21 protein-coding genes are annotated in these 22,597 nt (G+C 68.0%); 7 read left to right on the top strand and 14 right to left on the bottom strand.

What is annotated here, in order from left to right:
* Window positions 1-51 precede the first annotated feature (51 nt).
* Entirely contained in the window at window positions 52-783 is a 732-nt protein-coding gene (locus AAC979_RS10060) for a cytochrome c biogenesis CcdA family protein (protein WP_371346693.1), read from the top strand.
* A gap of 110 nt (window positions 784-893) precedes the next feature.
* Here AAC979_RS10060 and AAC979_RS10055 read toward each other — a convergent pair whose 3' ends face one another.
* The 6 genes from AAC979_RS10055 to AAC979_RS10030 all read right to left on the bottom strand — a co-directional run bounded on the left by AAC979_RS10055 (window position 894) and on the right by AAC979_RS10030 (window position 6,706).
* Complete coding sequence (locus tag AAC979_RS10055) at window positions 894-1,994, bottom strand: branched-chain amino acid ABC transporter substrate-binding protein (RefSeq protein WP_371346692.1); 1,101 nt, start codon at window positions 1,992-1,994, stop codon at window positions 894-896.
* Window positions 1,995-2,123: 129 nt separating this feature from the next.
* On the bottom strand, window positions 2,124-2,495 hold the full coding sequence (locus AAC979_RS10050; protein WP_371349037.1) for a DUF6867 family protein: 372 nt from the start codon (window positions 2,493-2,495) through the stop codon (window positions 2,124-2,126).
* A gap of 101 nt (window positions 2,496-2,596) precedes the next feature.
* A complete protein-coding gene (locus AAC979_RS10045; RefSeq protein ID WP_371346691.1) occupies window positions 2,597-3,373 on the bottom strand; it encodes an ABC transporter ATP-binding protein in 777 nt (258 codons plus the stop codon).
* Window positions 3,370-4,332 carry an ABC transporter ATP-binding protein gene (locus AAC979_RS10040; protein WP_371346690.1) on the bottom strand — a complete coding sequence of 321 codons (963 nt, stop codon included), beginning with the start codon at window positions 4,330-4,332 and terminating at the stop codon, window positions 3,370-3,372. Before AAC979_RS10040 ends, AAC979_RS10045 begins: the two co-directional genes overlap by 4 nt.
* Window positions 4,332-5,777 (bottom strand): high-affinity branched-chain amino acid ABC transporter permease LivM, encoded by a 1,446-nt coding sequence (gene livM / locus AAC979_RS10035; RefSeq protein WP_371346689.1) that lies wholly within the window; start codon window positions 5,775-5,777, stop codon window positions 4,332-4,334. Before livM ends, AAC979_RS10040 begins: the two co-directional genes overlap by 1 nt.
* 11 nt (window positions 5,778-5,788) lie before the next feature.
* A complete protein-coding gene (locus tag AAC979_RS10030) occupies window positions 5,789-6,706 on the bottom strand; it encodes a branched-chain amino acid ABC transporter permease (protein WP_371346688.1) in 918 nt (305 codons plus the stop codon).
* Window positions 6,707-7,098: 392 nt separating this feature from the next.
* Between AAC979_RS10030 and AAC979_RS10025 the strand changes: the two genes are divergently transcribed.
* Window positions 7,099-7,626, top strand: coding sequence for a flavin reductase (locus AAC979_RS10025; protein WP_371346687.1), 528 nt, complete (start codon window positions 7,099-7,101; stop codon window positions 7,624-7,626).
* Between the two features lie 6 nt (window positions 7,627-7,632).
* On the opposite strand, the gene AAC979_RS10020 is transcribed toward AAC979_RS10025, so the two are convergent.
* Both AAC979_RS10020 and AAC979_RS10015 read right to left on the bottom strand, forming a co-directional pair.
* Window positions 7,633-8,763, bottom strand: coding sequence for an NAD(P)/FAD-dependent oxidoreductase (locus AAC979_RS10020; RefSeq protein WP_371349036.1), 1,131 nt, complete (start codon window positions 8,761-8,763; stop codon window positions 7,633-7,635).
* Window positions 8,764-8,816: 53 nt separating this feature from the next.
* Window positions 8,817-9,899 (bottom strand): lysine-2,3-aminomutase-like protein, encoded by a 1,083-nt coding sequence (locus tag AAC979_RS10015; RefSeq protein WP_371346686.1) that lies wholly within the window; start codon window positions 9,897-9,899, stop codon window positions 8,817-8,819.
* Window positions 9,900-9,989: 90 nt separating this feature from the next.
* Between AAC979_RS10015 and AAC979_RS10010 the strand changes: the two genes are divergently transcribed.
* Both AAC979_RS10010 and AAC979_RS10005 read left to right on the top strand, forming a co-directional pair.
* Entirely contained in the window at window positions 9,990-10,313 is a 324-nt protein-coding gene (locus AAC979_RS10010; protein ID WP_371346685.1) for an XdhC family protein, read from the top strand.
* Entirely contained in the window at window positions 10,313-11,650 is a 1,338-nt protein-coding gene (locus AAC979_RS10005; protein ID WP_371346684.1) for an XdhC family protein, read from the top strand. The genes AAC979_RS10010 and AAC979_RS10005 overlap by 1 nt, the downstream gene beginning before the upstream one ends.
* Before the next feature lie 9 nt (window positions 11,651-11,659).
* On the opposite strand, the gene bcsS is transcribed toward AAC979_RS10005, so the two are convergent.
* Window positions 11,660-12,418 (bottom strand): cellulose biosynthesis protein BcsS, encoded by a 759-nt coding sequence (gene bcsS / locus AAC979_RS10000; RefSeq protein ID WP_371346683.1) that lies wholly within the window; start codon window positions 12,416-12,418, stop codon window positions 11,660-11,662.
* 143 nt (window positions 12,419-12,561) lie between these two features.
* Window positions 12,562-13,020, bottom strand: coding sequence for a DUF488 family protein (locus AAC979_RS09995; RefSeq protein WP_371346682.1), 459 nt, complete (start codon window positions 13,018-13,020; stop codon window positions 12,562-12,564).
* 219 nt (window positions 13,021-13,239) lie between these two features.
* On the opposite strand from AAC979_RS09995, the gene AAC979_RS09990 reads away from it, so the two are divergent.
* Window positions 13,240-14,715 (top strand): ATP-binding protein, encoded by a 1,476-nt coding sequence (locus tag AAC979_RS09990; RefSeq protein WP_371346681.1) that lies wholly within the window; start codon window positions 13,240-13,242, stop codon window positions 14,713-14,715.
* 69 nt (window positions 14,716-14,784) lie between these two features.
* Here AAC979_RS09990 and AAC979_RS09985 read toward each other — a convergent pair whose 3' ends face one another.
* The 3 genes from AAC979_RS09985 to AAC979_RS09975 all read right to left on the bottom strand — a co-directional run bounded on the left by AAC979_RS09985 (window position 14,785) and on the right by AAC979_RS09975 (window position 18,055).
* Window positions 14,785-16,113, bottom strand: coding sequence for a TRAP transporter large permease subunit (locus AAC979_RS09985; protein WP_371346680.1), 1,329 nt, complete (start codon window positions 16,111-16,113; stop codon window positions 14,785-14,787).
* Window positions 16,113-16,742 (bottom strand): TRAP transporter small permease subunit, encoded by a 630-nt coding sequence (locus AAC979_RS09980; RefSeq protein ID WP_371346679.1) that lies wholly within the window; start codon window positions 16,740-16,742, stop codon window positions 16,113-16,115. The genes AAC979_RS09985 and AAC979_RS09980 overlap by 1 nt, the downstream gene beginning before the upstream one ends.
* Window positions 16,743-16,915: 173 nt before the next feature.
* Window positions 16,916-18,055 (bottom strand): TRAP transporter substrate-binding protein, encoded by a 1,140-nt coding sequence (locus AAC979_RS09975; protein WP_371346678.1) that lies wholly within the window; start codon window positions 18,053-18,055, stop codon window positions 16,916-16,918.
* Between the two features lie 341 nt (window positions 18,056-18,396).
* Between AAC979_RS09975 and AAC979_RS09970 the strand changes: the two genes are divergently transcribed.
* Window positions 18,397-20,613: an esterase-like activity of phytase family protein gene (locus AAC979_RS09970; RefSeq protein ID WP_371346677.1), complete on the top strand. Its 2,217-nt coding sequence runs from the start codon at window positions 18,397-18,399 to the stop codon at window positions 20,611-20,613.
* A gap of 241 nt (window positions 20,614-20,854) precedes the next feature.
* Here the strand turns inward: AAC979_RS09970 and AAC979_RS09965 are convergent, their stop codons facing one another.
* Window positions 20,855-21,475, bottom strand: coding sequence for a helix-turn-helix domain-containing protein (locus AAC979_RS09965; protein ID WP_371346676.1), 621 nt, complete (start codon window positions 21,473-21,475; stop codon window positions 20,855-20,857).
* A gap of 136 nt (window positions 21,476-21,611) precedes the next feature.
* On the opposite strand from AAC979_RS09965, the gene AAC979_RS09960 reads away from it, so the two are divergent.
* Window positions 21,612-22,595 (top strand): threonine/serine dehydratase, encoded by a 984-nt coding sequence (locus AAC979_RS09960; RefSeq protein WP_371349035.1) that lies wholly within the window; start codon window positions 21,612-21,614, stop codon window positions 22,593-22,595.
* The last annotated feature ends 2 nt before the right edge of the window (window positions 22,596-22,597 follow it).

Below are 22,597 nucleotides of genomic sequence, written 5' to 3'. Positions count from 1 at the left end.
GGGCGGGCGGTGCATTGGGAAGCCTCGATCACGGCTAGGGTTGCTCATTTCATGGCCGACGTCACTCTCCCGGCTGCCTTCCTGGCCGGTATCGCCAGCTTTGCCTCGCCCTGCGTGCTGCCGCTGGTGCCGCCCTATCTGTGCTACCTCGCCGGCACCAGTCTCGACCAGATCACCCACAAGGCGCCGACCGATGCCGCCGCACGGCGAACGCTGGGGGCGGCGGCGCTGTTCGTCGCCGGCTTCTCCACGGTGTTTGTGGCGCTGGGGGCGGGGGCGTCGGTGGCGGGGGCGTATCTGCGCTATTACTCGCAGGAACTCGCCATGGTCGCGGGTGTCGCCATCCTGCTGATGGGCCTGCATTTTCTCGGCATCCTGCGCTTTGGCTGGCTGACCCGCACCAAGCGCGTGCATGTCGATGCGCCCTCCACCTTTCTCGGCGCCTATGTGATGGGCCTTGCCTTCGCCTTCGGCTGGACCCCCTGCATCGGCCCGGTGCTGGCGGCGATCCTCGCCGTTGCGGCGAGCGAGCAGACGCTGACCCATGGGGCCGGGCTGCTGGCGGTCTATTCCGCCGGGCTCGGCGTGCCCTTCCTCGCGGTGGCGGCGATGGCGCGGCCGGCGCTCGGCGTGCTCGGACATGCCCGGCGCTACCTGCCGATGGTGGAAAAGGTGATGGGCGCGCTCCTCGTGCTGACCGGCATCGGCTTCCTCTCCGGCTGGATGGCGCAGGTGAGCTTCTGGCTGCTGGAAACCTTCCCCGCACTGTCCAGCTTCGGCTGACATTGCCGCCTGCGCCGGACCGGCCAAAGCAAAACCCGCCGGATCGCTCCGGCGGGTTTCGTCATGTCGGCAGAAAGACCGGGCACTGCGCGGAGGCGCGGCGGTGCGGCTCACATCTGCGAGTAGCCGCCGTCCTTCCAGACGTACAGCACGTAGTCGAGCGTGGTGCGGTCGCCCTTCTTGTCGAAGGTCAGGTCGCCCAGCACGGTCTTGAAGGTGGCGCCGGAGTGGATGTATTCGGCGAGCTTGGCGTTATCGAGCGACTTGGTCGCCTCGGCCGCCTGCGCGAACACCTGACCGGCAGCATAGGTGTAGAGCACGTAGCCTTCCGGGTCGATGCCCTTCTTCTTGAACTCCTCGACCACTGCGGCAGCGGCGGGGCTGTTGCGCGGATCGGGGCCGAAGGTCATCAGCGTGCCGGCGGCGCCCGGACCGGCAATGGTCCAGAACTCCTTGTCGGTGATGCCGTCGCCGGAGAACAGCACGGTCTCCATGCCCTGGTCGCGCATCTGGCGCACCAGCAGGCCGGCTTCCGTGTGCAGGCCGCCATAGTACAGCACGTCGACATTAGCCGCCTTCAGCTTCGACACGAGCGCGGAATAGTCCTTCTCGCCCGGGTTGATGCCTTCATAGACCACTTCCGTGATGCCGGCGGCATTCATGGCTTTCTGGGTCTCGTCCGCCAGCCCCTTGCCGTAGGGGGTCTTGTCGTGAACGATCGCGACCTTCTTGTCCTTCAGGTTCTTGGCGATGTAGTCGCCGGCGACGGCGCCCTGCTGGTCGTCGCGGCCGCAGACGCGGAACACGGTGGTCAGGCCGCGCTCGGTGAAGGTCGGGTTGGTCGAGGCCGGGGTGAGCTGGAGGATGCCGGCTTCGGCATATTGCTCGGAGGCCGGGATCGACACGCCGGAGTTGAAGTGGCCGAGGACCACCTTCACGCCATCGGAGATGAACTTGTTGGCCACCGACACGCCCTGCTCGGGCTTGGAGGCGTCGTCGCCGATGATGAGCTCGACCTTCTGGCCGAGAATGCCGCCCTTGGCATTCACGTCCGCGGCCCACTGTTCGGCGCCGTTCTTGAGCTGGGCGCCGAAAGTGGCGTTCGGGCCGGTCATCGGACCGCCGACACCGACCTTGATCTGCGCCGACGCCGGAGCGGCCAGCGCCACCATGGCACTGAATGCCATGCCGGCAATCAGAAGCTTCTTCATGAACGTCTCTCCTGGTTCTGGAAGGTGGAAAGCACGGTCTTTACGGCTCGGAAGCTGTCGCCCCGGGCCGCTATCATGCCCTTTTCGATGCCCTTGTCGACGAGCAAGCGAAACATGGTGGCGCGCCGCTCAGGGTTCGCCGGAACGGCTGCCGGCACTGTCCTCCAGCCAGCCGAAGAACCCGGACTGGCGGTAGATCCAGCCATAGCGGGTCGCCATCTGCCGGGCCCGCTCGGCGCGGAAGCCGAGCGTGGCGACGGCGACCAGGAAAGCCGTATCGGTGAGGAAATAGTGCAGCGAGAGCAGCGTGCCCTCGAACAGCGCGAAATGGAAGAACCGCACCACGCAGCCCAGAAGCAGCGCGTAGAGCACCGCCTGCCGGTAAGGTCGCCAGGTGGAGGCGATGGAACGGCCGGTGAGCCATGCCGCGCCGCCGCCGAGGAACAGGGTGACGAGCACGAAATCGGCGCGCGAGACCTCGACCACCAGTTCCGGCCGCAGCGCGGCCGACACGAGGACGAGGGCGACGACCAGCAGCGGCAGCACCACGGCGAGGCTCGCCGAACTGCCCTTGGAGACGAGGGTGCCGGAAGCGGGGGCCATCAGTGCGCTCCTCCTTCGAGATAGGCGGCGCGTACTTCCGGGCGCTCCAGCAGCTCACGACCCTCGCCGGAGAGGGTGATGGCGCCGTTGACAAGGACATAGCCGCGATGGGCGAGCTTGAGCGCGTGGAAGGCGTTCTGCTCCACCAGAAGCACGGTCAGACCCTCCGTGCGGTTGAGTTCGCGGATGGCGTCGAAGATCATCCGCACCACCAGCGGCGCGAGGCCGAGCGAGGGCTCGTCCAGCATCAGCAGGCGCGGCCGGCTCATCAGCGCCCGGCCGATGGCCAGCATCTGCTGCTCGCCGCCGGACAGCGTGCCGCCGCGCTGGTTGATGCGCTCCTTCAGGCGCGGGAACAGGGTGAAGACCTTGTCGAGATCCGCGTCGAAATGGGCGAAGCCGTCGATCGCCGCGCCCATCTGCAGGTTTTCGAACACGCTCATGCGCGGGAAGATGCGCCGCCCCTCCGGGGACTGGGCGATCTTGAGATGCGCGATCTCGTGGGTCGGCACCTTGGTGATGTCCCGGCCCTCGAACAGGATCGCACCCTCGCGCGGGCGGGGCTGGCCGAAGATGGTCATCATCAGCGTCGACTTGCCGGCGCCGTTGGAGCCGATCAGCGTGACGATCTCGCCCTTGTAGACATCCACATCGACGCCGCGCAGGGCCATGATGTTGCCGTAGAAGGTCTTGACCCCGCGCACCTGCAGCATCGGCGCCTCGGTGCGGCCGGCGCCGGCGAGGGCGGCAGCGGGAACGGTGAGAGTGTCGCTCATGCGCTGGCTCCCGGCGCCGAATGCTCGATGTGAAGCTGGGCCTCGACCTCCTCGATCGCGTCCTCGTCGACGCCGAGATAGGCGGCGATGACGCGCGGATCGTTCTTCACCGCCTCCGGCGTGCCGTCGGAAATCTTGGTGCCGTAATCAAGCACGACGACGTGATCGGAAATCTCCATCACCACGCTCATGTCGTGCTCGATCAGCAGGATCGAGGTGCCGTGCTCGGCGCGGATGGCGCGCAGCAGCGTGTTGAGTTCGAGGCTCTCGCGCGGGTTGAGGCCGGCGGCGGGCTCGTCGAGGCAGAGCAGGATCGGTTCCGAGCACATGGCGCGGGCGATCTCCAGCCGGCGCTGGGCGCCATAGGGCAGGTCGCCGGCCGGATCGTCGGCGCGCTCGGTGAGGCCGACCTTGTCGAGCCAGTATTCCGCCTTGGCGGTCGCGGCCTTCTGCGCCTTCGTCCAGCCCGGCAGGCCGAACAGCCCCTTGAGCGAATAGCCCGAAGCCGCCATCAGCGCGTTGTGCTGCGCCACCATGAGGTTTTCCAGCACGGTCATGCCGGTGAACAGGCGGATGTTCTGGAAGGTGCGGGCGACCTTTGCCTCGCCGGACACCCGGTAGTCGGGCATGCGCTCCAGCAGGTACACGCCGGCGCCGCCGCCGGTGAGCGAGCGTTCGCCGATGCGCGTCACCTCGGCGATCTCGTCCGGCGTCGGGGCGCGGCCCTGGGCCAGGATGAGGCGCCCCTCGCTCGGCTTGTAGAAGCCGGTGATGCAGTTGAACACCGTGGTCTTGCCGGCGCCGTTGGGGCCGATCAGCGCGGTGATGTCGCCGCGCCCGACCTTGAAGCTGAGGTCGTTGACCGCGATCAGGCCGCCGAAGCGCATGAACAGGTGTTCGACGATGAGGATAGGGTCGGCGTCCCAGCGCGGGAGGCCATTTGCGGGAGAGGTTGCCATCAGCCATGGCCCTCCTTCACGAGATCGCCGGAAACGGCCTTGCGTTCCTTCAGGAAGATCGTCGGGTCGCGGGTGGAGACCAGCCCGCGCGGCTTCCACACCATGATGGCGACCATGGCGAAGCCGAAGATCAGCATACGGTACAGGCTGGGGTCGAAATCATTGCCGAAGACCTGCTTGAGGAAGCCGAGATTGCGCAGCATTTCCATGCCGCCCATCATCACCGCCGCCGCCACCGCCACGCCGATCTGCGAGCCCATGCCGCCGAGCACGACGATGGCGAGGATCATCGCCGACACGTCGAAGGTGAAGCTTTCCGGGCTGACGAAGCCGGCGCGCACGGCGAAGAAGCAGCCGGCGAAGCCGCCGAACATCGCGCCGGTGGCGAAGGCGGAGAGTTTGGTCGTCGTGGTGTTGATGCCGAGCGAGCGGCAGGCGATCTCGTCCTCGCGCAGCGCTTCCCAGGCGCGGCCGACGGGCAGCCGGCGCAGCCGCACCGTGACGAAGGCGGTGAGCAGCGCCAGCGCCAGGATGACGAAATAGAGGAAGACGATGCGGTGCATCGGACTGAAGGGCAGCCCGAACAGCGCGGCGAAACCATCCGGCCCGGCATTGAAGGGAATGCCGAAGAAGGTCGCGCGTGGGATCGAGGCGATGCCGGCGCCGCCATTGGTGAAATCGACCCAGTTGATCAGCACCAGGCGAATGATCTCGCCAAAGGCCAGGGTGACGATGGCGAGATAGTCGCCGCGCAGGCGCAGCACCGGGAAGCCGAGGATCATGCCCCAGAGCCCGGCGAAGATGCCGGCCATGGGCAGGCAGATCCAGAACGCCCAGTTGGCCCAGAAGGTCGCGCCGAACAGGCCGGCGAAGAAATCATTGATCGGCGCCGAGGTGGCGAGCAGGGCGTAGGTGTACGCCCCCACCGCGTAGAAGGCGACATAGCCCAGATCGAGCAGACCGGCGAGGCCGACCACGATGTTGAGCCCCCAGCCGAGCATCACATAGGTGAGGATCAGGATGCCGAGGTCGATCAGATAGCGGCTCTCGTTCAGTCCGCCGAGCGAGAAGACCGCGATGGCGGGGAACGCCACCGCGAAGGCCAGCAGCACCGGCTTGACGCCGGGGCCGACGGCGCGGCCGACACGGTCGAACACGCTCGGGCCGGTGCGGACAGCGGGCGCGCGGTTCGGCGACCACACGGTGAGGTTCAGCAGCAGCCGGCCGACGAAGATGATGCCGACCATGATGGCCAGCAGCGAGGGCCGGTAGGCAAGCCCCAGCGCGCCGTCGATGATGACGGTCTCGAAGCCGATCAGCGGGCCGAACAGGCCGAGCGCGATCAGGCCGGAGACCAGCGCGTCCTTGAAGGCGTGGCCGAGGAGTGACGGGGAGCCGGCGGCCGGGGCCGCGGGCGCAGCGGGAGCGGCGGTCTGGACAGCCATGATGCGCGACCTCAGACCTTCTCGACCTCGGGCCGGCCGAGCAGGCCCTGCGGCATGAAGATGAGCGTGATGGCAAGGATGGAGAACGCCGCCACGTCCTTGTACTCAATGGAGAAATAGGCCGACCAGAAGGTCTCGATGAGCCCGATCAGCAGCCCGCCGAGCACCGCGCCCGGCAGCGAGCCGATGCCGCCGAGAACCGCCGCGGTGAAGGCCTTGACGCCGGGCACGAAGCCGTCGGCGAAGTTCGCGACGCCGTAATACATGAGGTAGAGCGTGCCGGCGACGGCGGCCAGCGCCGCGCCGATGACGAAGGTCAGCGAGATGGTGTGATCGACATTGATGCCGAGCAGCGCCGCCATCTTGCGGTCCTGTTCGCAGGCGCGCTGGGCGCGGCCGAGCGAGGTCTTCTGCACGAGGTACCAGAAGCCGCCGAGCAGAACGGCGGTGATGACCATGATGATGACCTGCTTCCAGGCGAGGGTGACCTGGTAGGAGCCATTGTCCATCAGCACGATCACGTCGGTGACCATGGGCGGGATCGGCTTGTTGCGCGGGCCCTGCGTCACCTGGACGAAATTGGCGAGGAAGATGGACATGCCGATGGCGGAGATCATCGGCGCCAGCCGGAACGAGCCGCGCAGCGGCCGGTAGGCCACCCGCTCGATCGCCCAGTTCAGCAGCGAGGTGAAGAACATCGCCACGACAAGCACGATGGCGAGGGCGAGGAAGATGGAGGTGATGCCCAGCACCGTGGTGACCAACAGGAAGCAGATCAGCGCGATGAAGGCGGAGACCATGAACACGTCGCCATGGGCGAAGTTCACCATGCCGATGATGCCGAACACCATGGTGTAGCCGATGGCGATCAGCCCGTAGATCGAGCCGAGCGTCAGCCCGTTGATGAGCTGCTGAACGAAAATTTCCATGATTGTGCCGGCTCCCCTCAGCCGAATTTGCGCAAGGCGCCGCCGCCGGGCTTTTGCACAGTTTATGACCGTGCCCGTACGACAAGCGCCTTCAGTCTTAGCTCGCGCTCTCGTCCGATACAATTCGATCGAAAGACGAAATGCAATCAATCGAAAAGCATGATATTAGGGTATTTAATTACCTATAAACATAAATCTTGTGGCCACTCAACTGGTTAATGTGACGACGCTGCGTCACTCCTGTGGCGGCGGCCGTCATTTTTGTCTTCACATCGTCATGTCGACGGGGCGCCGGAGGTGCGGTTTCCAAATCCGCCCGCCAGAGGTTATGCACAGCGCAGATGCGGGGCCGGTTTCTCCGGTCTGCGTCCCGGCGCAGGAGGCAGGGCAGAGTGGACCAGTCCAAGGCTCATGAGGCGGTGCATCACGACGCCGGTCACGCGGTCGAGGCCGGGCTCTATCGCGAGGCGATGAGCCGCCTCGTCGCCGCCGTGCATGTCATCACCACCCGCGGCGCCGAGGGGCGCGCCGGCTTCACCGCCACCGCCGTTGCCTCGGTGTCCGACAGCCCGCCGACGCTGCTGGTCTGCCTCAACCGCCGCATCCGCTCGGCGCCCGCCTTTCGTCAGGCGGGGCGCTTCGCGGTGAACCTGCTCGCCGCCGAACAGCAGGCGGTGGCGGAAGCATTTGGCGGGCGTGGCGGGCTGGAGGGCGACCAACGGTTCGGTGTCGGCGAGTGGCATGACGGCGCGCTGGGCGTGCCCTGCCTCGCGCGGGCGGTCGCGGTGTTCGAGTGCCGGCTGGTGGAGGCGCGCACCATCGCCACCCATGATGTGCTGGTGGGGCGGGTGGAGGCGGTGACGCTCGGCCCGGACAAGGCCAAGCTCGCCTATCTCGGGCGCGGGTTCCTCGCCATCTAAGGCGGTTCAGGCGTTCTGCCCGGCCACCCAGCCGGAGGACCACGCCCACTGGAAATTATAGCCGCCGAGCCAGCCGGTGACATCCACCACCTCGCCGATGAAATAGAGTCCCGGCACGGTGCGCGCTTCCAGCGTGCGCGAATCGAGCCCGGCGGTGTCGACGCCGCCGAGCGTCACCTCGGCGGTGCGGTAGCCTTCCGAGCCGGTCGGCTTCAGCCGCCAGTCATTCACCGCTGCCTCGATCCGCCGCAGCGCCTTGTCGGAGAGGTCGGCGAGGTTCGCCGGGCCGGCCTCGCGCTCGGCGATAAGCTGGGCGAGGCGCTTGGGCAGCAGGCTTGCGAGCGCGGTGGCGGGCGCCTGCCGGCCATTGGCGGCGCGCATCTCGCGCAGCCGGGCGAACAGGTCGACCTGCGGGGCCAGCGCCAGCGCGATCTCCTCGCCTTGGCGCCAATAGGAGGAAATCTGCAGGATCGCCGGTCCTGACAGGCCGCGATGGGTGAACAGCAGCCCCTCGTCGAACCGCGTTTTCCCATGGCTCACCCTTGCCTCCACCGCCACGCCGGCCAGCGGGGCGAGGCGTTCCAGCAGCGCGGGGTCGAGCGTCAGCGGCACCAAGCCGGGGCGGGTGGGCTGCAGCGCTAGCCCGAAGCGCTCCGCCACCTCATAGCCGAAGCCGGTGGCGCCCATTTTCGGGATCGACTTGCCCCCCGAGGCGATCACCAGCGAGCGGCAGGCGAAGGCGCCGTCGCTGCTCGCCACCGTAAAGCCGTCTGCACCCCGCGCGATGTCGCTAATGGCGGTTGACAGCCGCAACGCGCCGCCGGCCTCGCGCAGATCGTCGGTGAGCATGTCCACCACCTGCCGCGCCGAGCCGTCGCAGAAGAGCTGGCCGAGCGTCTTCTCGTGCCAGGCGATGCCGCGTCGGTCGATACGGGCGATGAAATCCTGCGCGCTGTAGCGCTTCAGCGCCGATATGGCGAAGCCGGGATTGGCGGAGAGATAGTTGCGCGGGCCGGCATCGCGATTGGTGAAGTTGCAACGCCCGCCGCCGGAAATGCGGATCTTCTCGCCCGGCGCGCGGGCGTGATCGAGCACCACGACACGGCGCCCGCGCCGGCCGGCCTCGATGGCGCACATCAGCCCGGCGGCGCCGGCGCCGATCACCACCACGTCGACGGGCGTCGGGCGGCTCACACGCCCTCTCCATAGGCCTGCACGCCGCCGCAATAATCGGTGACGCGCCAGCCTTCCGGCGCCGGTTCCAGATAGGACGGGCCGACCGGCACCTTGCCGTGGCCGCCGGGGATGTCGAGTACATAGGTCGGAAGCGCGAGACCGGAGACGCGCCCGCGCAGCGCCGCCATCAGCTCCTGCCCGCGCTTGATGGGCAGGCGGAAATGCGCCGTGCCGGGGGCGAGGTCGGGATGGTGGAGGTAATAGGGTTTCACCCGGCATTCCACCAGCGCGCGGAACAGCGCGGCGAGCGTCTCCGCCTCATCATTGACCCCGGCGAGCAGGACGCTCTGCCCCACCAGCGCGATGCCGGCATCGGCGAGACGGGCGAGGGCGGTGCGCGCCTCGGGGCCGAGTTCGCGCGCATGATTGGCATGGATGGCGACATAGGTGGTTACGCCCGGTGCGCGCAGCGACGCCACCAGCGCGGCGGTGATCCGCTCCGGCGCGGCGACGGGCACGCGGGTGTGGAAACGCACGATCTTCACATGCGCAATCGCGGCGAGGCGCGCCATCAGCTCCGCCAGCCGTCGCGGCGAGGCGACCAGCGGATCGCCGCCGGTGAGCACCACTTCCCATATCTCCGGCCGGCCGGCGATATAGGCGAGGGCGGCGTCGAGCGCGTCGTCGGACAGGCTGGTCTCCGCGCCGGGCCCGACCATCTCCCGACGGAAGCAGAAGCGGCAATAGACGGCGCAGACCCCCACCAGTTTCAGCAGCACCCGGTCGGGGTAGCGGTGGACGATGCCCGGCACCGGGCTGTGCGCCTCGTCGCCGATCGGGTCGTCGCGCTCTTCCGGCCGCGTCTCCAGCTCGCGCGCATCGGGCAGGAACTGCCGGGCGATGGGGTCGGCGGGGTTGCTTCGGTCGATCCGGCCAGCGAGCGTCGGTGTGACCGCCACGGCATAGCGCGCTTCCACCGCTTCCAGCGCCGGTTCGGCCGTCACCAGCCCGGCCTGCGCCAATTCCCCCACGCGGCGCAGGGTGCGGGCGGCCGGGGCTTCGGGCGCGGGGAGGGGCGTGCGGAGGGGCGAATTCATGCGCGGTCTTGTGATCGTTTCCGCGCCCGTCGGCAAGGCACAGATGCCGCCGCGCGTTATAGTGGGGCGGCGGGACATGAGGAGAAGTGGATGCTGACAGGCGAGGACGATGTGCTGCAGATGGCGGCGCGCTGGCGGCGCGACGGCCGGGGTGTAGCGCTGGCGACCGTGATCGAGACCTGGGGATCGGCTCCGCGCCCGGTCGGCAGTCATCTCGCCATTGACGAAGACGGCAATTTCCTCGGCTCGGTGTCGGGCGGCTGCGTCGAGGGCGCGGTGGTGGCGGAAGCGGCCGAGGTGATCGCCGACGGGCGGGCGCGGCTGCTGGAGTTTGGCGTCGCCGATGCCACCGCCTGGGAGGTGGGGCTTTCCTGCGGCGGACGCATCGCCGTCTATGTCGAGAAGGTCGGCTGATGGACCTCACCTTGCTCGATGAACTGAACGCCGAGCGCGCCGCCCGCCGCGCCGCCGTGCTGGTCACCGATCTCGACGGCGGCGCCCAGCGGCTGGTGCGCGCCGGCGACGCCGGCACCGATCCGCTGGCGCCGCATCTGGCGGAAGCGCTGCGCAGCGGCCGCAGTGGGCGGGTGGAGGCGGAGGGACGGCGGCTGTTCCTCACCGTCCAGCTTCCCGCGCCACGTCTCGTCATCACCGGCGCGGTGCATATCTCGCAGACGCTGGCGCCGATGGCGGCAGCGCTCGGCTTCGAGGTGACGATCATCGACCCGCGCACCGCCTTCGCGACGCCCGAGCGCTTTCCCGGTGTCGATGTGCGGGCTCAATGGCCGCAGGATGCGCTGGCCGAGCGGCCTCTCGACCCGTTCACCGCCGTGGCGGCGCTGGCGCATGACCCGAAGATCGACGATCCCGCGCTGGAGGCGGCGCTTAGCGCCGGCTGCTTCTATGTCGGCGCGCTCGGTTCGCGTAAATCCCATGCCGGCCGGCTGGAACGGCTCGCGGGCCGCGGGATGTCGCGCGCCGCGCTTGAGCGTATCCGCGCGCCAATCGGGCTCGATATCGGCGCGGCGACGCCGGCGGAGATCGCGGTGTCGATCCTTGCCCAATTGGTCGGCGAACTGCGCCGCCGTCCCGCCCGCCCGCCGGCGGCGCTGGTGCTCGCCGCCGGGCAGGGCACGCGCATGCCGCAGTCGCACAAGCTGACTCTGCCGCTCGGCGGTGTGCCGCTGGTGCGCCGGGTGGTGGAGACGGCGCTGGCGGCACGGACGCGGCCGGTGATCGTGGTCACCGGCCATGAAGACGCTTTGGTGCGGGCGGCGCTCGACGGGCTCGATGTCACCTTCGCCGCCAACCCCGATTTCGCGCGCGGCCTCTCCACCTCGCTGCGCGCCGGCGTCGCGGCGCTGCCGAAGGAGACGGAGCGCGTGGTGGTTCTGCTCGGCGACATGCCGAAGGTGGAGCCTGCTCTCATCGACCGCCTCGCCGATGCGCTCGATCCCGCGCGGGGGAGGCTGGCTGCGGTGCCGGTGGGGCAGGGCCGTCGCGGCAACCCGGTGGCGCTGGCGCGCGCGCTGTTCCCGGCGCTGATGACGCTGGAAGGCGATGTCGGCGCGCGTCGCATCCTCGCCGACAATCCCGATTTCGTCGTCGAGCTGCCGGTGGAGGGGGAGGGCGCCTTTGTCGATGTCGACACGAGCGAGGACCTTGAGGCGCTGGAAATCCACGAGATCGCCGCCGCCGCCGATGTCGATGCCGCCGCCGCGCTGGAGGCGATGCGGGCGGAGGACGCCTGAGCCGACGCCTCAGAAAGGGATGAACAGGGACAGCGTGCCATAGGGGCTGTCGTCGCTGTCGCCGCTCCAGTTCCAGCCGGCGGCGGCGCGCAGTTGCCAGTCGAGCCACTCACCCGCTTGCAGTGGGCAGGCGAGGAACAGGCCGAGCCGGGCGCTCTCGTCCGGCCAGTCGGAGGTGGCCCCGGCCTCGACGCCGAGATCGAGCCAGGGGAAGACCCGCCAGCCGGCGGTGGCGCGCCCGGTGATGCTGCTATCCGCCGTGGAGCCGCTGAGCGAGGCGGTGAGCGTCCAGCGCTCATCAAGGCGGTAGAACCATTCAACGACGGCCTTGCCACCCCAATGCGTGCCCTGGTCGCGATTACCGGGATCGGGGGCGTCGAGCCGGTTGTCGATGACATTGACCCCGGCATAGAGCGCCAGCGCGTGAGGGCCGCGCAGGAACTGCCAGCCGAGCAGCACCTCGCCATCGGTCTTGTCGACGCTGTTCCAGCCGCCCGGCACGGCCTCGGTGCGGTACTCATAGCGCCCGCCGCCGGTCTGGGTGCGCAGGCGCAGCCCCTCCCGGTCCATCGGCGCGAAGGGCGCCCAGGCCATGCCGCCCCAGCCATAGCCATTGTCGCGGGCGATATCCATCCCGGTGTAGAAATAGAGCCGCCGTCGCAGCGACGCCTCCGCGCCCTCCTCGGCTGCCGCGTCGGAAGCCGGGCACGCGGCAGCGACCGTCGCCGCGAGGAGAGGCGCGAGTAAACGCGCCGGCGAAGAGGGCATCGCCGCGCTCACGGTTGTGGGGCTTCAGGAAGTGCGCCTTATCCGAGCACCCGCCGTGACTGGCCTCAATCAACCGAAGGGCGAGCGTGGATGGCGATACACGCCCCGGCATGCCGCGTTTTGTCGCAGGGTGGGTGCCCGGTTCAGACCGGCGGCGCCATCAGATGCTCGACGCTGACGCCGACGCGCTCGCAGATGAGATCGGCGACCATCTGCCGGTGGCAGTGCTCGGGATGCCGCTCGAAGCACAGCACGCAGACCCGCCGGCCGGCCTTCACCAGCGCGGTCAGCTCGTCGAGCTGCTCCTGCGCAGTCGGGGTGGCGAGATGGGCGTCGTAGATGCGCCGCAGCTCGCCATAGTGCCCGCTGCGCGCGGCCTGCCGCCCCTCAGCCGGGGTGCCGAGGCCGCGCAGATGCAGGTAGCCGATGCCGCGCTCGCTCACGCCGGCAGCGAGGTGGCTCTTGGAAAAGCCGGCGCGGCGGGAGGCGGCGACGGCGCGCACATCGACCAGCAGGTCCACGCCGGCGCCGCTCAGCGTGTCCAGCACGGCGGCGGAGGAGACCTGTTCATAGCCGATGGTGAAGAAGGGCGGTGACGACATGGCGGCAGAGTGGCGCGAAGCACGGGGCTTGTCGAGCGGGGCCGAATCTGTGGAGTTCTTCTCGGTTCGCGGCGCGGGCCCTTGCCACGTGCTAAAGGCAGGGCCGGGCGCGGCGGCCGGAGCGGCCTCCCGCCGCACTGTTCGGCTTGGGGAGGCGGGCAAACCAACCATTCGGCCCCTGCGGCGGAGCAGGGCCGGTTGAGGGATGCGTCAGCGCAGATGAAGATCGGTATCGAGCTTGGAAGCAGCAACGCCGGACAGCCGGTTCGGCTCGACCTGGAAGAGCTTCTGTCCACGCGCCTCCTGGTGCAGGGCAATTCCGGCTCGGGAAAATCGCATCTGCTTCGCCGGCTGCTGGAACAGAGCGCCGGCCATGTGCAGCAGGCGATCATCGACCCGGAAGGCGATTTCGTCGGCCTGGCCGAGCGCTTCGGCCATGTGGTGATCGACGCCGAGCGCACCGCCGGCGAGATTCAGCGCATCGCCGCCCGCATCCGCAAGCACCGCGCCTCTGTCGTGTTCAACCTCGAAGGGCTGGATGCCGACGCGCAGATGCGCTCGGCCGCCGCTTTCCTCAACGGCCTGTTCGACGCCGACCGCGACTACTGGTTTCCCATGCTGGTGGTGGTGGACGAGGCGCAGCTTTTCGCGCCCGCCGGCGGCGGCGAGATTTCCGACGAGGCGCGGCGCGTCTCGCTCTCGGCGATGACCAATCTCATGTGCCGCGGCCGCAAGCGCGGCCTTGCCGGCGTCATCGCCACCCAGCGCCTCGCCAAGCTGGCGAAGAACGTCGCGGCGGAAGCCTCCAACTTCCTGATGGGGCGCACCTTCCTCGACATCGACATGGCGCGCGCCGCCGACCTGCTCGGCATGGAGAAGCGGCAGGCGGAGAGTTTCCGCGATCTCAACACCGGCTCCTTCGTCGCGCTCGGCCCGGCGCTGGCGCGTCGCCCGGTGGCGGTGAAGATCGGCCATGTCGAGACGGCGAGCCGCAATGGGCGCCCCTCGCTGCTGCCGCCGCCGGAACTCGGCACGGCGGAGATCCAGGACCTGATCTTCGACGATCTCGGCACCGAGCCGCTGCCTGCGCCGCCCGCCCGCAGCGAGCCCGCCGCCACCGACGCCATTCTTGAAACGCTGGAGGACGCTCCGCCGCCCGCGCCCGCGCCGGTCGATCCCGAAGCCGCCGCCGCCTTCGCCGCCGAGCGCGAGGCGCTGGTCGAGGAAATCGTGCGCCAGTTCGTTTCCGATCCCGAGGCACCGTTCCGCTCCGCTGCCGCGCTGTACCCGGATTTCCTGGTGCATTGCCGGGTGCGCCGGCTCGGCTCCAAGGTGCCGGACCTCGCCGATTTCACCCGCCGGCTCGCCATCGCCCGCGCCGGGCTGGAATCCCGCAACGGCGACGAGGGCTGGGCGCGGGCTGTGGATCAGGCGGCGGGCCTGCCGGAGGAGATGCAGGGCGTGTTCCTGCTGCTGGCGCGCGCCGGCATGGAAGGCGCGCCCTCGCCGGCGGACGAGGCGCTGGCGAAGGCCTATGGCAGCCGGTCGCCCTCGCGCGGGCGCTGGCTGCTCACCTATATGGAAGAGCGCGGCCATCTCGTCTGCGAGGCGGATTTTCGCGGCCGGCGGGTGGTGCGATTCCCCGCGCTGGGCTGGAAAACCGCGCCGGGCGATCCGCGCGCCCCGGCGGCCTGAGAACGTTAAGGCCGGCGGACATGAAAACGGGCCCTTGCGGGCCCGTTTGCTTTTGTTGGGTCGCGGCCGTCACCCACCATAGAGATAATTGGGTAGCCAGAGCGCGAAGTTCGGGAAGGTATAGAGCAGCACCATCGCGAAGACGACGATGAAGATGAACGGCATGACGCCGGAGAATATCTCCTCGATGCTGACGCTCTTGGGTGCCACGCCTTTCAGGTAGAACGGCGCCATGGCCACAGGCGGCGACAGGAACGAGGTTTGCAGGTTCAGCGCCACCAGCACCCCGAAGAAGATCGGGTCGATGCCGAAATGGTCGAGCAGCGGCAGGAAGATGGGCAGGAAGATCACGATGATCTCCGTCCATTCCAGCGGCCAGCCCAGCACGAAGATGATGACCTGGGTGAGGATCAGGAAGCCGATCGGCCCGATGTCCAGCCCCATGATGAACTCTTCCACCAGGCGCTGGCCGCCGAGCAGCGCGAACACGGCGGAGAACACCGCCGAGCCAACGAACAGCCAGCACACCATGGCCGAGGCGCGGGCGGTGAGGAACACCGAATCCTTCAGCTTCTCCAGGCTGAAGGTGCGGTAGGCCAGCGCCAGCAGGATGGCGCCGAAGGCGCCGACCGCCGCCGCCTCCGACGGCGTGGCCAGGCCGAAGATGATGCAGCCGAGCACGGTGATGATCAGCGCCACCAGCGGCAGGAACGAGGTCAGCAGCGCCCAGATGATCGTCGCCACCGGGACGTTGCGCTCCGATTCCGGCAGTTTCGGCGCCAGAGACGGGTTCAGCATCGCCCGGATGATGACATAGCCGATATACATCGCCGCCAGGGTGATGCCGGGAATGAAGGCGGCGGCATAGAGCTTCACCACCGACACGCCGGCCGTGGCGCCATAGAGAATGAGCATGACGCTGGGCGGGATGAGGATGCCGAGGCAGCCGCCGGCGCAGACCACGCCCGAGGCGATCTTGGTGTCGTAGCCGGCGCGCAGCATGGCCGGGAAGGCCAGCAGCCCCATCAGCGTCACCACCGCGCCGACAATGCCGGTCGCGGTGGCGAACAGGGCGCAGGTGATGAGCGTCGCCACGGCAAGCGAGCCGGGAATCCAGCCAGCGGCGAGCTGGATGGCGCGGAACAGCCGGTCAAGAATGTTCGCCCGCTCGATCACATAGCCCATGAACAGGAACAGCGGGATGGAGATGAGCACGTCGTTCGCCATCACCGAATAGGTGCGCTGGACAAAGAGCTGGAAGATGCCGTCGCCGATGGAGAGGTAGCCGAAGGCGACACCGAGGGCCATCAACGTGAAGGCGATCGGGAAGCCGAGCATCAGCAGGATGAGAAACAGCACCAGCATCAGCATGCCGAGCGCGGGATCGGAGAGAAACATCACAGGGACCCCCGCGTGGTGGATTCGCGCTCGGTGGCGTTGAGCAGGGCTTCCTCGGCTTCCGCCTTGGCCGCCGCCTCGTCGAGAATGACCTTTTCCAGTTCCTCGACATCGTGCAGGCGCTGCGGCCATTCACCGTCGCGGATGCAGATGCCGCAGCGCACCACCTCGACGATGCCCTGCAACAGCATCATCACCCCGGTAATGGGGATCAGCGCCTTGAACGGCCAGATCACCGGTCCTTCCGGGCTGAAGGAGGAGTGCTCGTTCAGCAGATAGGACAGGTAGAAATAGCCCCAGCCCGAATAGATCAGCGCCAGGATGCCGGGGAAGTAGAACAGGAAGTACAGGGTGAGGTCGCTCTTGGCCTGGGTGCGCGGCGACCATTTGCGATAGATGAAATCGCCGCGCACATGGCCGTTGCGCGAGAGCGTGTAGGCGCCGGCCATCATGAACAGCGCGCCATAGAGCATCAGGCTGACATCATACGCCCAGGTGGTGGGGTCGCGCAGCACGTAGCGGCAGAACACCTCGTAGCAGATCGCCGCCATCAGGATGACGATGCACCAGGCGAACAGCTTGCCGATGAAGGCGTTCAGCCGATCGACGCCGAGTAGGATGGATTGCATGGGGGGCCTCTTGTGGCACGTCGTCGGGTGGCGCGGTCCGTGCGGGTGGCCGCGCAGGCGCGCGGCATCGTCCCGCCACGCGGCGCTCGACAGCACGATTTGGGCGGATAGCGGCAGCTACCGAAACCAAAAGCCCCTCTCCGTTGCCGGAGAGGGGCGCACGCGACCGCAGATCAGGCCGACTTGAAGAAGTGGTCGTAGGCGAATTTGGAATCCGGCTCATATTCCAGCCGGAAGCCGACAATGCGCTTGGCCCATTCCTTCTGGCTGTCGACCACCTTCTTGAACACCGGATCGGCCGACAGGTTGGCGATCACCACGTCCCAGGCCTTGAGCTGGGCTTCCAGCACCGCCTTGGGCGTCGGCAGCACCTTGACGCCGCGCGCCTTGATGGCTTCGAGGTCCTTGGAATAGCGGTCCTGCGCCTTCCACATCATGGTGGAGGAGGTGGCGTCGGAGGCGCCGCGCAGAATTTCCTGCACGTCGTTCGGCAGGCTGTCGAACTTGGTCTTGTTGAACAGGATCTCGAAGCATTCGAGCGCCTGGTGATAGCTGCCGAGCATGTAGACCTTGGCCACGTCCGGGAAGCCGAGGATGAGGTCGGAGGAGGGGTTGTTGAACTCCGCGCCGTCGAGCAGGCCGCGGTCGATCGCCGGCACGATTTCGCCGCCGGGGACGATCGTCACCGCTGCGCCGAACTCCTTGAACAGGTCGGCGCCGAGGCCCACCGTGCGGTATTTCATGCCCTTCATGTCGTCGGCGCTGGTGATCTCCTTCTTGAACCAGCCCAGCGGCTGGCTGGGCATCGGCCCGGTCAGCATGCCGACGACATTCAGCTTCAGCGTGTTCTGCACCAGATCGTCATAGAGTTCCTGGCCGCCGCCGAAGCGGACCCAGCCGAGCAGTTCGTCCGCGTCCCAGCCAAAGGCCGGCGCGGTGCCGAACAGCGAGAACGCCTTGCTCTTGCCGTACCAATAGGCGGCGACGCCGTGGCCGCCGTCGAGAATGCCGGAGGATACCGCGTCCAGCATCTGGAACGCCGGGACAACCGAGCCGGCCGGCAGGATTTCAAGCTCGACGCGCCCGCCGGTCATGGCGTTGACGCGCTTCACATAGTCGCCGGCGAATTCGTGGAAAATGTCCTTGTTCGGCCAGGTGGACTGGAATTTCAGCTTGATCGGCGCCTGTGCGTGCACGGCCGGGGCGGCGATGGTGGCGCCGGCGGCGACCGCCGCGGCGGTGGTGATGAAGCGGCGACGGCTGGTGCGGACATCCGGACGCGCGTCCGTGATCTTCCCTGACGTTTCGGTCATGGGCGGTACCTCCTCTGGCGTTTCCTCGCGGGTCGACCCCGCCGGGCGGCGCTTCGGCGCCTTGTCCCGATGCGACAAGGAGACGATGCCGCAAGACCGAGTGCAAGCCCTAATTCATGATTTTTACTGTAATCCTTTCGTCCGAAAGTCGAATACACGCCCGCTGACGCAAAGGCCGATGCCGGGTGTTGCGGTTTCGCTGCCGCACGGCGCCTGGCTACCGCAGCGGCGTGTCTGTGCCGCCGCTGCTGGTGCCGGCGCTTCGTCATCCCTTTGTCATGGGGAGGCGTTTGAACCGCAGCAGCGCGGGCCGACCCGCCCGTATCCGATCGGAGACCCTCATGCGCCCGATGCTTCTCGCCACTGCCTCCGCCGCGGTGCTCGCCCTCGTCGCCCTGACCGCCCCCGTGCTCGCGGCCGAGGCGCCGTTCAACCGGATCGCCACCTTCAACGTGGTGGACAATCTGCCGACGGGCGTCGACCCGACCAAGTCGACCGCGGCCGAGATCATCACCTATACCGAGGATGGCAACACGCTGATCTATAGCGACAGCCCCGGCCAGCGCATCGGTTTCATCGACATTACCGATCCGGCGGCGCCGAAGGCGGCCGGCGTGGTCGCGCTCGACGGCGAGCCCACCACGACTGTCGTGATCGGCTCCAAGGCCTATGTCGGCGTCAACACCTCCGAATCGAAGTCCAAGCCCTCGGGCCATCTCGCGGTGGTGGACCTCGCCACCCGCAAGGTCGAAGACAAGATCGACCTCGGCGGCCAGCCGGATTCGATCACCAAGAGCCCGGACGGCAGCTACCTCGCCATCGCCATCGAAAACGAGCGCGACGAGGACATCAATGACGGCGCGCTGCCGCAGCTTCCGGCCGGCAACCTCACCACCTTCGAGGTGAAGGATGGCCGCGTCGTTGACGCCTCCAAGAAGGTGATCGACCTCACCGGTCTCGCGGCGATCGCGCCCGAGGACCCGGAGCCGGAATATGTCGACATCAATTCCCGCAACGAGGTCGTGGTCACGCTGCAGGAAAACAACCACATCGTCGTGGTCGACCTGCCCACCGGCAAGATCCTCTCGCATTTCTCCGCCGGCACGGTGGACCTCGACAAGATCGACACCAAGAAGGACGGGGTGATCGACCTCTCCGGCTCGATGAAGGCGGTGCCGCGCGAACCCGACACCGTGCAGTGGATCGACGATGAGCGCTTCGTCATCGCCAATGAAGGCGACTGGAAGGGCGGCACGCGCGGCTTCTCCATCTTCGACAAGACCGGCAAGCTGCTGTTCGAGAGCGGCACGGCGCCCGAGCACATGGCGGTGCGCCTCGGCCATTATCCCGAGAAGCGCAACAAGAAGGGCATCGAGATGGAGGGCGCGGAAGTCGCGACCTTCGGCGATGACCGCCTGATCTTCGTCGCCTCCGAGCGCGGCTCGCTGGTCTTCGTCTATCGCGACAAGGGCCCCGGCGCGGCGCCGGAATTCCTGCAGGTGCTGCCCGGCGGCATCGGGCCGGAAGGGCTGGTGGCGCTGCCCAAGCGCGACCTGTTCGTCACCGCCGCCGAAACCGACAACCGCGAGGATGGCGGCATCGGCTCGGTCGTCACGCTCTATCAGCGCCAGCCCGGCGCCACGGCCGCCTATCCCACCCTGCTCTCGGTCGACGGCCCGGACGGCCTGCCGATCTGGTGGTCGGCACTCTCGGGCTTCGCTGCCGATGCCAAGGAGCCGGGCAAGCTCTATGCCGTGACCGACAGCGCCTATGCGCAGGCGCGCATCCTCACCGTGGACGCCAATGCTAAGCCGGCGAAGATCACCGCCGCGACAGTTGTGACCAAGGACGGCGCCCCGGCCAAGGGGCTCGACCTCGAAGGCATTGCGGTGCGTCCCGAAGGCGGCTTCTGGATCGTCTCCGAGGGCAACCCGGAGAAGAAGGAGAAGGCGACGCAGAATCTGCTGCTGCGTGTCGGCGCGGATGGCGCCATCGCGGAGGAGATCGCGCTCCCCGAGGCGGTGGCGGCGCAGGCCGGCCGCTTCGGCTTCGAGGGCGTCGCGGTGGTCGGCACCGGCGCCGACGAGACGGTGTGGATCGCCGTGCAGCGCGAGTGGAAGGACGATCCGAAGGGCTTCACCAAGCTCATCGCCTACAAGCCGGCCGACAAGAGCTGGGGCGTCGTGCGCTACCCGCTCGACAAGGCCGCCAAGGGCTGGGTCGGCCTGTCCGAACTGACCCCCTACAAGGACGGGCTGATCGTCATCGAGCGCGACAACCAGATCGGCGCCGATGCGGCGATCAAGAAGCTCGCCTTTGTCTCGCTCAAGGATGTGAAGCCGGTGGCGCTCGGCGCCGAGGCGACCCCGCCGGTGCTGGTCAAGAGCGAGGTCAAGGACCTGCTGCCGCTGCTCAAGGCGCCGAACGGCTATGTGCTCGACAAGGTCGAGAGCTTCGCCATCGACGTTGACGGCAATGGCTTCATCGTCACCGACAATGACGGCGTCGACGGCTCGTCGGGCGAAACCCAGTTCATCTCGCTGGGCAAGATGAACTGATCGTCGGGGAAGAGCGCAACCTCTCCGTTACCCCCGTTCGAAGGCCCCAGCTCAAGGGCCCCTGATCTCCCAAAGGCCCCTGATCTCCCAGGGGCCCTCATCCCCGGGCTTGACCCGGGAGGGCAGCCTGCCACTCGTGCGAGGTCGCAAGGCGGGGTGCCCGGGTAAAGCCCGGCCTTGGGATAACGGGTCTGGAAAGTTCAGAAACGGGCGCCTCGGGCGCCCGTTTGCGTTCCGCCGCTCAATCCAGCACGGCGGCCTTGAGCAGGCAGACCATGGTGGCGTGGGCGGGTTCCGTGGTGAGGTTGCGGATGACGTGGCGGCGGTCGCAGCGATAGCGCAGCGTCTCGCCGGCGCGGGCGGTCTCGGTCACATCACCGCATTCCACCTGCAATTCGCCGGACAGCACCGACAGGCATTCCACCGAGCCGCGCTGGTGGCCGTCGGAGATCAGCTCGCCGCCCGGCCCGGCGACGAAATCGAACCATTGCAGCCATTCCACCGTCTTGATCCAGCCGGTGATGGTGAGCCGGCACTTGCCGTCCTCCGACACCAGGATCGGCGTGTCGGCGCGGGTGAGGTGCTCGACAAAGGGCTCGTCATCGGTCGCGGCCATGAAACGGTCGATCGACATGTCGAGCGCCTGCGACAGCCGCCAGACGGTGGCGAGCGTCGGGTTGGTCTCGTTGCGCTCGATCTGGCTGATGATCGACTTGGCGACGCCGGATTGTTCGGAAAGCTCCGACAGCGAGAGATTATAGGCCTTGCGCAGGCGCTGGATGGTGCGGCCAAGCTGGCCGGTGATCGCCTGCGCCCCGGCGTCCATGTCGCCCCGATCGAGACTGCGCGTTCGGCCCGACATGCCTGCTCCCGTTTCGCTTGTGCGAGATGTATGTAGGTCGGCCCGGCGGGCGGGCGCAAGCGGGCGCGAAAAACGCGGCGGATCAGGCGGGAAAACACATGCGCGCCGGGCCCCTCGGCAGTAAGCTGCGCCCATGATGCACAGCCCTCTTCCCCGTTATGACGATGTCGTCTCCGCCGCCGAACGCCTCGCCGGCGTCGCGGTGCGCACGCCGCTCCTCTCCAGCCCGCGGCTCGATGCCCTGACCGGCGGACGGGTCTTCCTCAAGCCGGAGGTGCTGCAGCGCACCGGCTCGTTCAAGTTCCGCGGTGCCTATAACCGCATCTCCCGCATTCCCGAAGGCGAGCGCGCCGGCGGGGTGGTCGCCTGTTCCTCCGGCAATCACGCGCAGGGCGTGGCGGCGGCGGCGACGCTGATGGGCATGTCTTCCGTCATCGTCATGCCGAAGGACGCGCCGGCGATGAAGAAGGCGCGCACCATCGCCTTTGGCGGCGAGGTGGTGGAGTATGACCGCGAGACCGACGACCGCGACGCCATCGCCGGCGAGATCGCGCGGGCGCGGGGGGCGGTGTTCGTGCCGCCCTATGATGATTTCCACATCATCGCCGGTCAGGGCACGGTGGGGCTGGAAATCGCCGAAGACCTCGCCGCGCGCGGCCTCGCCCCCGATCTGGTGCTGGCCAATGCCTCCGGCGGCGGGCTCGTCTCCGGCATCGCACTGGCGGTGAAGCACCATTTCCCCGAGGTGCAGGTGATGACCGCCGAGCCGGCCGGTTTCGACGATCACGCCCGCTCCTTCCGTTCCGGCGGGCGCGAGCGAAACAATCAGGCGACCGGCTCGTTCTGCGACGCGCTGCTGGCGGCGACGCCGGGGCGGCTGACCTTCGAGATTTCCTCGCGGCTCGTCGGCGCCGGCGTGTCCGCCACCGACGAGGAAGTGGCGCGGGCGGTGGCCTTCGCCTTCGAGGAGTTCAAGCTGGTGGTGGAGCCCGGCGGGGCGGTGACGCTCGCCGCCGTGCTGGCGGGCCGCGTGGACCTCAAGGACAAGCTCGCCGTACTGGTGCTGTCGGGCGGCAATGTGGACGCGGCCACCTTCGCCCGCTGCCTCGCGGCCGCCTGAGC

Source organism: Ancylobacter sp. IITR112, assembly GCF_041415945.1.
Taxonomy (GTDB): Bacteria; Pseudomonadota; Alphaproteobacteria; order Rhizobiales; family Xanthobacteraceae; genus Ancylobacter.
Note: the sequence above shows the minus strand (reverse complement) of the source record. Positions and strands in the feature narration are given on the sequence as shown.

Excerpts from the sequence above, each read along its gene's own strand:
- AAC979_RS10060 (WP_371346693.1), top strand. The coding sequence starts at position 52 with ATGGCCGACGTCACTCTCCCGGCTGCCTTCCTGGCCGGTATCGCCAGC.
- AAC979_RS10055 (WP_371346692.1), bottom strand. The coding sequence starts at position 1,994 with ATGAAGAAGCTTCTGATTGCCGGCATGGCATTCAGTGCCATGGTGGCG.
- AAC979_RS10045 (WP_371346691.1), bottom strand. The coding sequence starts at position 3,373 with ATGAGCGACACTCTCACCGTTCCCGCTGCCGCCCTCGCCGGCGCCGGC.
- AAC979_RS10040 (WP_371346690.1), bottom strand. The coding sequence starts at position 4,332 with ATGGCAACCTCTCCCGCAAATGGCCTCCCGCGCTGGGACGCCGACCCT.
- livM (WP_371346689.1), bottom strand. The coding sequence starts at position 5,777 with ATGGCTGTCCAGACCGCCGCTCCCGCTGCGCCCGCGGCCCCGGCCGCC.
- AAC979_RS10030 (WP_371346688.1), bottom strand. The coding sequence starts at position 6,706 with ATGGAAATTTTCGTTCAGCAGCTCATCAACGGGCTGACGCTCGGCTCG.
- AAC979_RS10020 (WP_371349036.1), bottom strand. The coding sequence starts at position 8,763 with ATGTGCGCCATCGAGGCCGGCCGGCGCGGGCGCCGTGTCGTGGTGCTC.
- AAC979_RS10015 (WP_371346686.1), bottom strand. The coding sequence starts at position 9,899 with ATGAATTCGCCCCTCCGCACGCCCCTCCCCGCGCCCGAAGCCCCGGCC.
- AAC979_RS10010 (WP_371346685.1), top strand. The coding sequence starts at position 9,990 with ATGCTGACAGGCGAGGACGATGTGCTGCAGATGGCGGCGCGCTGGCGG.
- AAC979_RS10005 (WP_371346684.1), top strand. The coding sequence starts at position 10,313 with ATGGACCTCACCTTGCTCGATGAACTGAACGCCGAGCGCGCCGCCCGC.
- bcsS (WP_371346683.1), bottom strand. The coding sequence starts at position 12,418 with ATGCCCTCTTCGCCGGCGCGTTTACTCGCGCCTCTCCTCGCGGCGACG.
- AAC979_RS09995 (WP_371346682.1), bottom strand. The coding sequence starts at position 13,020 with ATGTCGTCACCGCCCTTCTTCACCATCGGCTATGAACAGGTCTCCTCC.
- AAC979_RS09990 (WP_371346681.1), top strand. The coding sequence starts at position 13,240 with ATGAAGATCGGTATCGAGCTTGGAAGCAGCAACGCCGGACAGCCGGTT.
- AAC979_RS09985 (WP_371346680.1), bottom strand. The coding sequence starts at position 16,113 with ATGTTTCTCTCCGATCCCGCGCTCGGCATGCTGATGCTGGTGCTGTTT.
- AAC979_RS09980 (WP_371346679.1), bottom strand. The coding sequence starts at position 16,742 with ATGCAATCCATCCTACTCGGCGTCGATCGGCTGAACGCCTTCATCGGC.
- AAC979_RS09975 (WP_371346678.1), bottom strand. The coding sequence starts at position 18,055 with ATGACCGAAACGTCAGGGAAGATCACGGACGCGCGTCCGGATGTCCGC.
- AAC979_RS09970 (WP_371346677.1), top strand. The coding sequence starts at position 18,397 with ATGCGCCCGATGCTTCTCGCCACTGCCTCCGCCGCGGTGCTCGCCCTC.
- AAC979_RS09965 (WP_371346676.1), bottom strand. The coding sequence starts at position 21,475 with ATGTCGGGCCGAACGCGCAGTCTCGATCGGGGCGACATGGACGCCGGG.
- AAC979_RS09960 (WP_371349035.1), top strand. The coding sequence starts at position 21,612 with ATGCACAGCCCTCTTCCCCGTTATGACGATGTCGTCTCCGCCGCCGAA.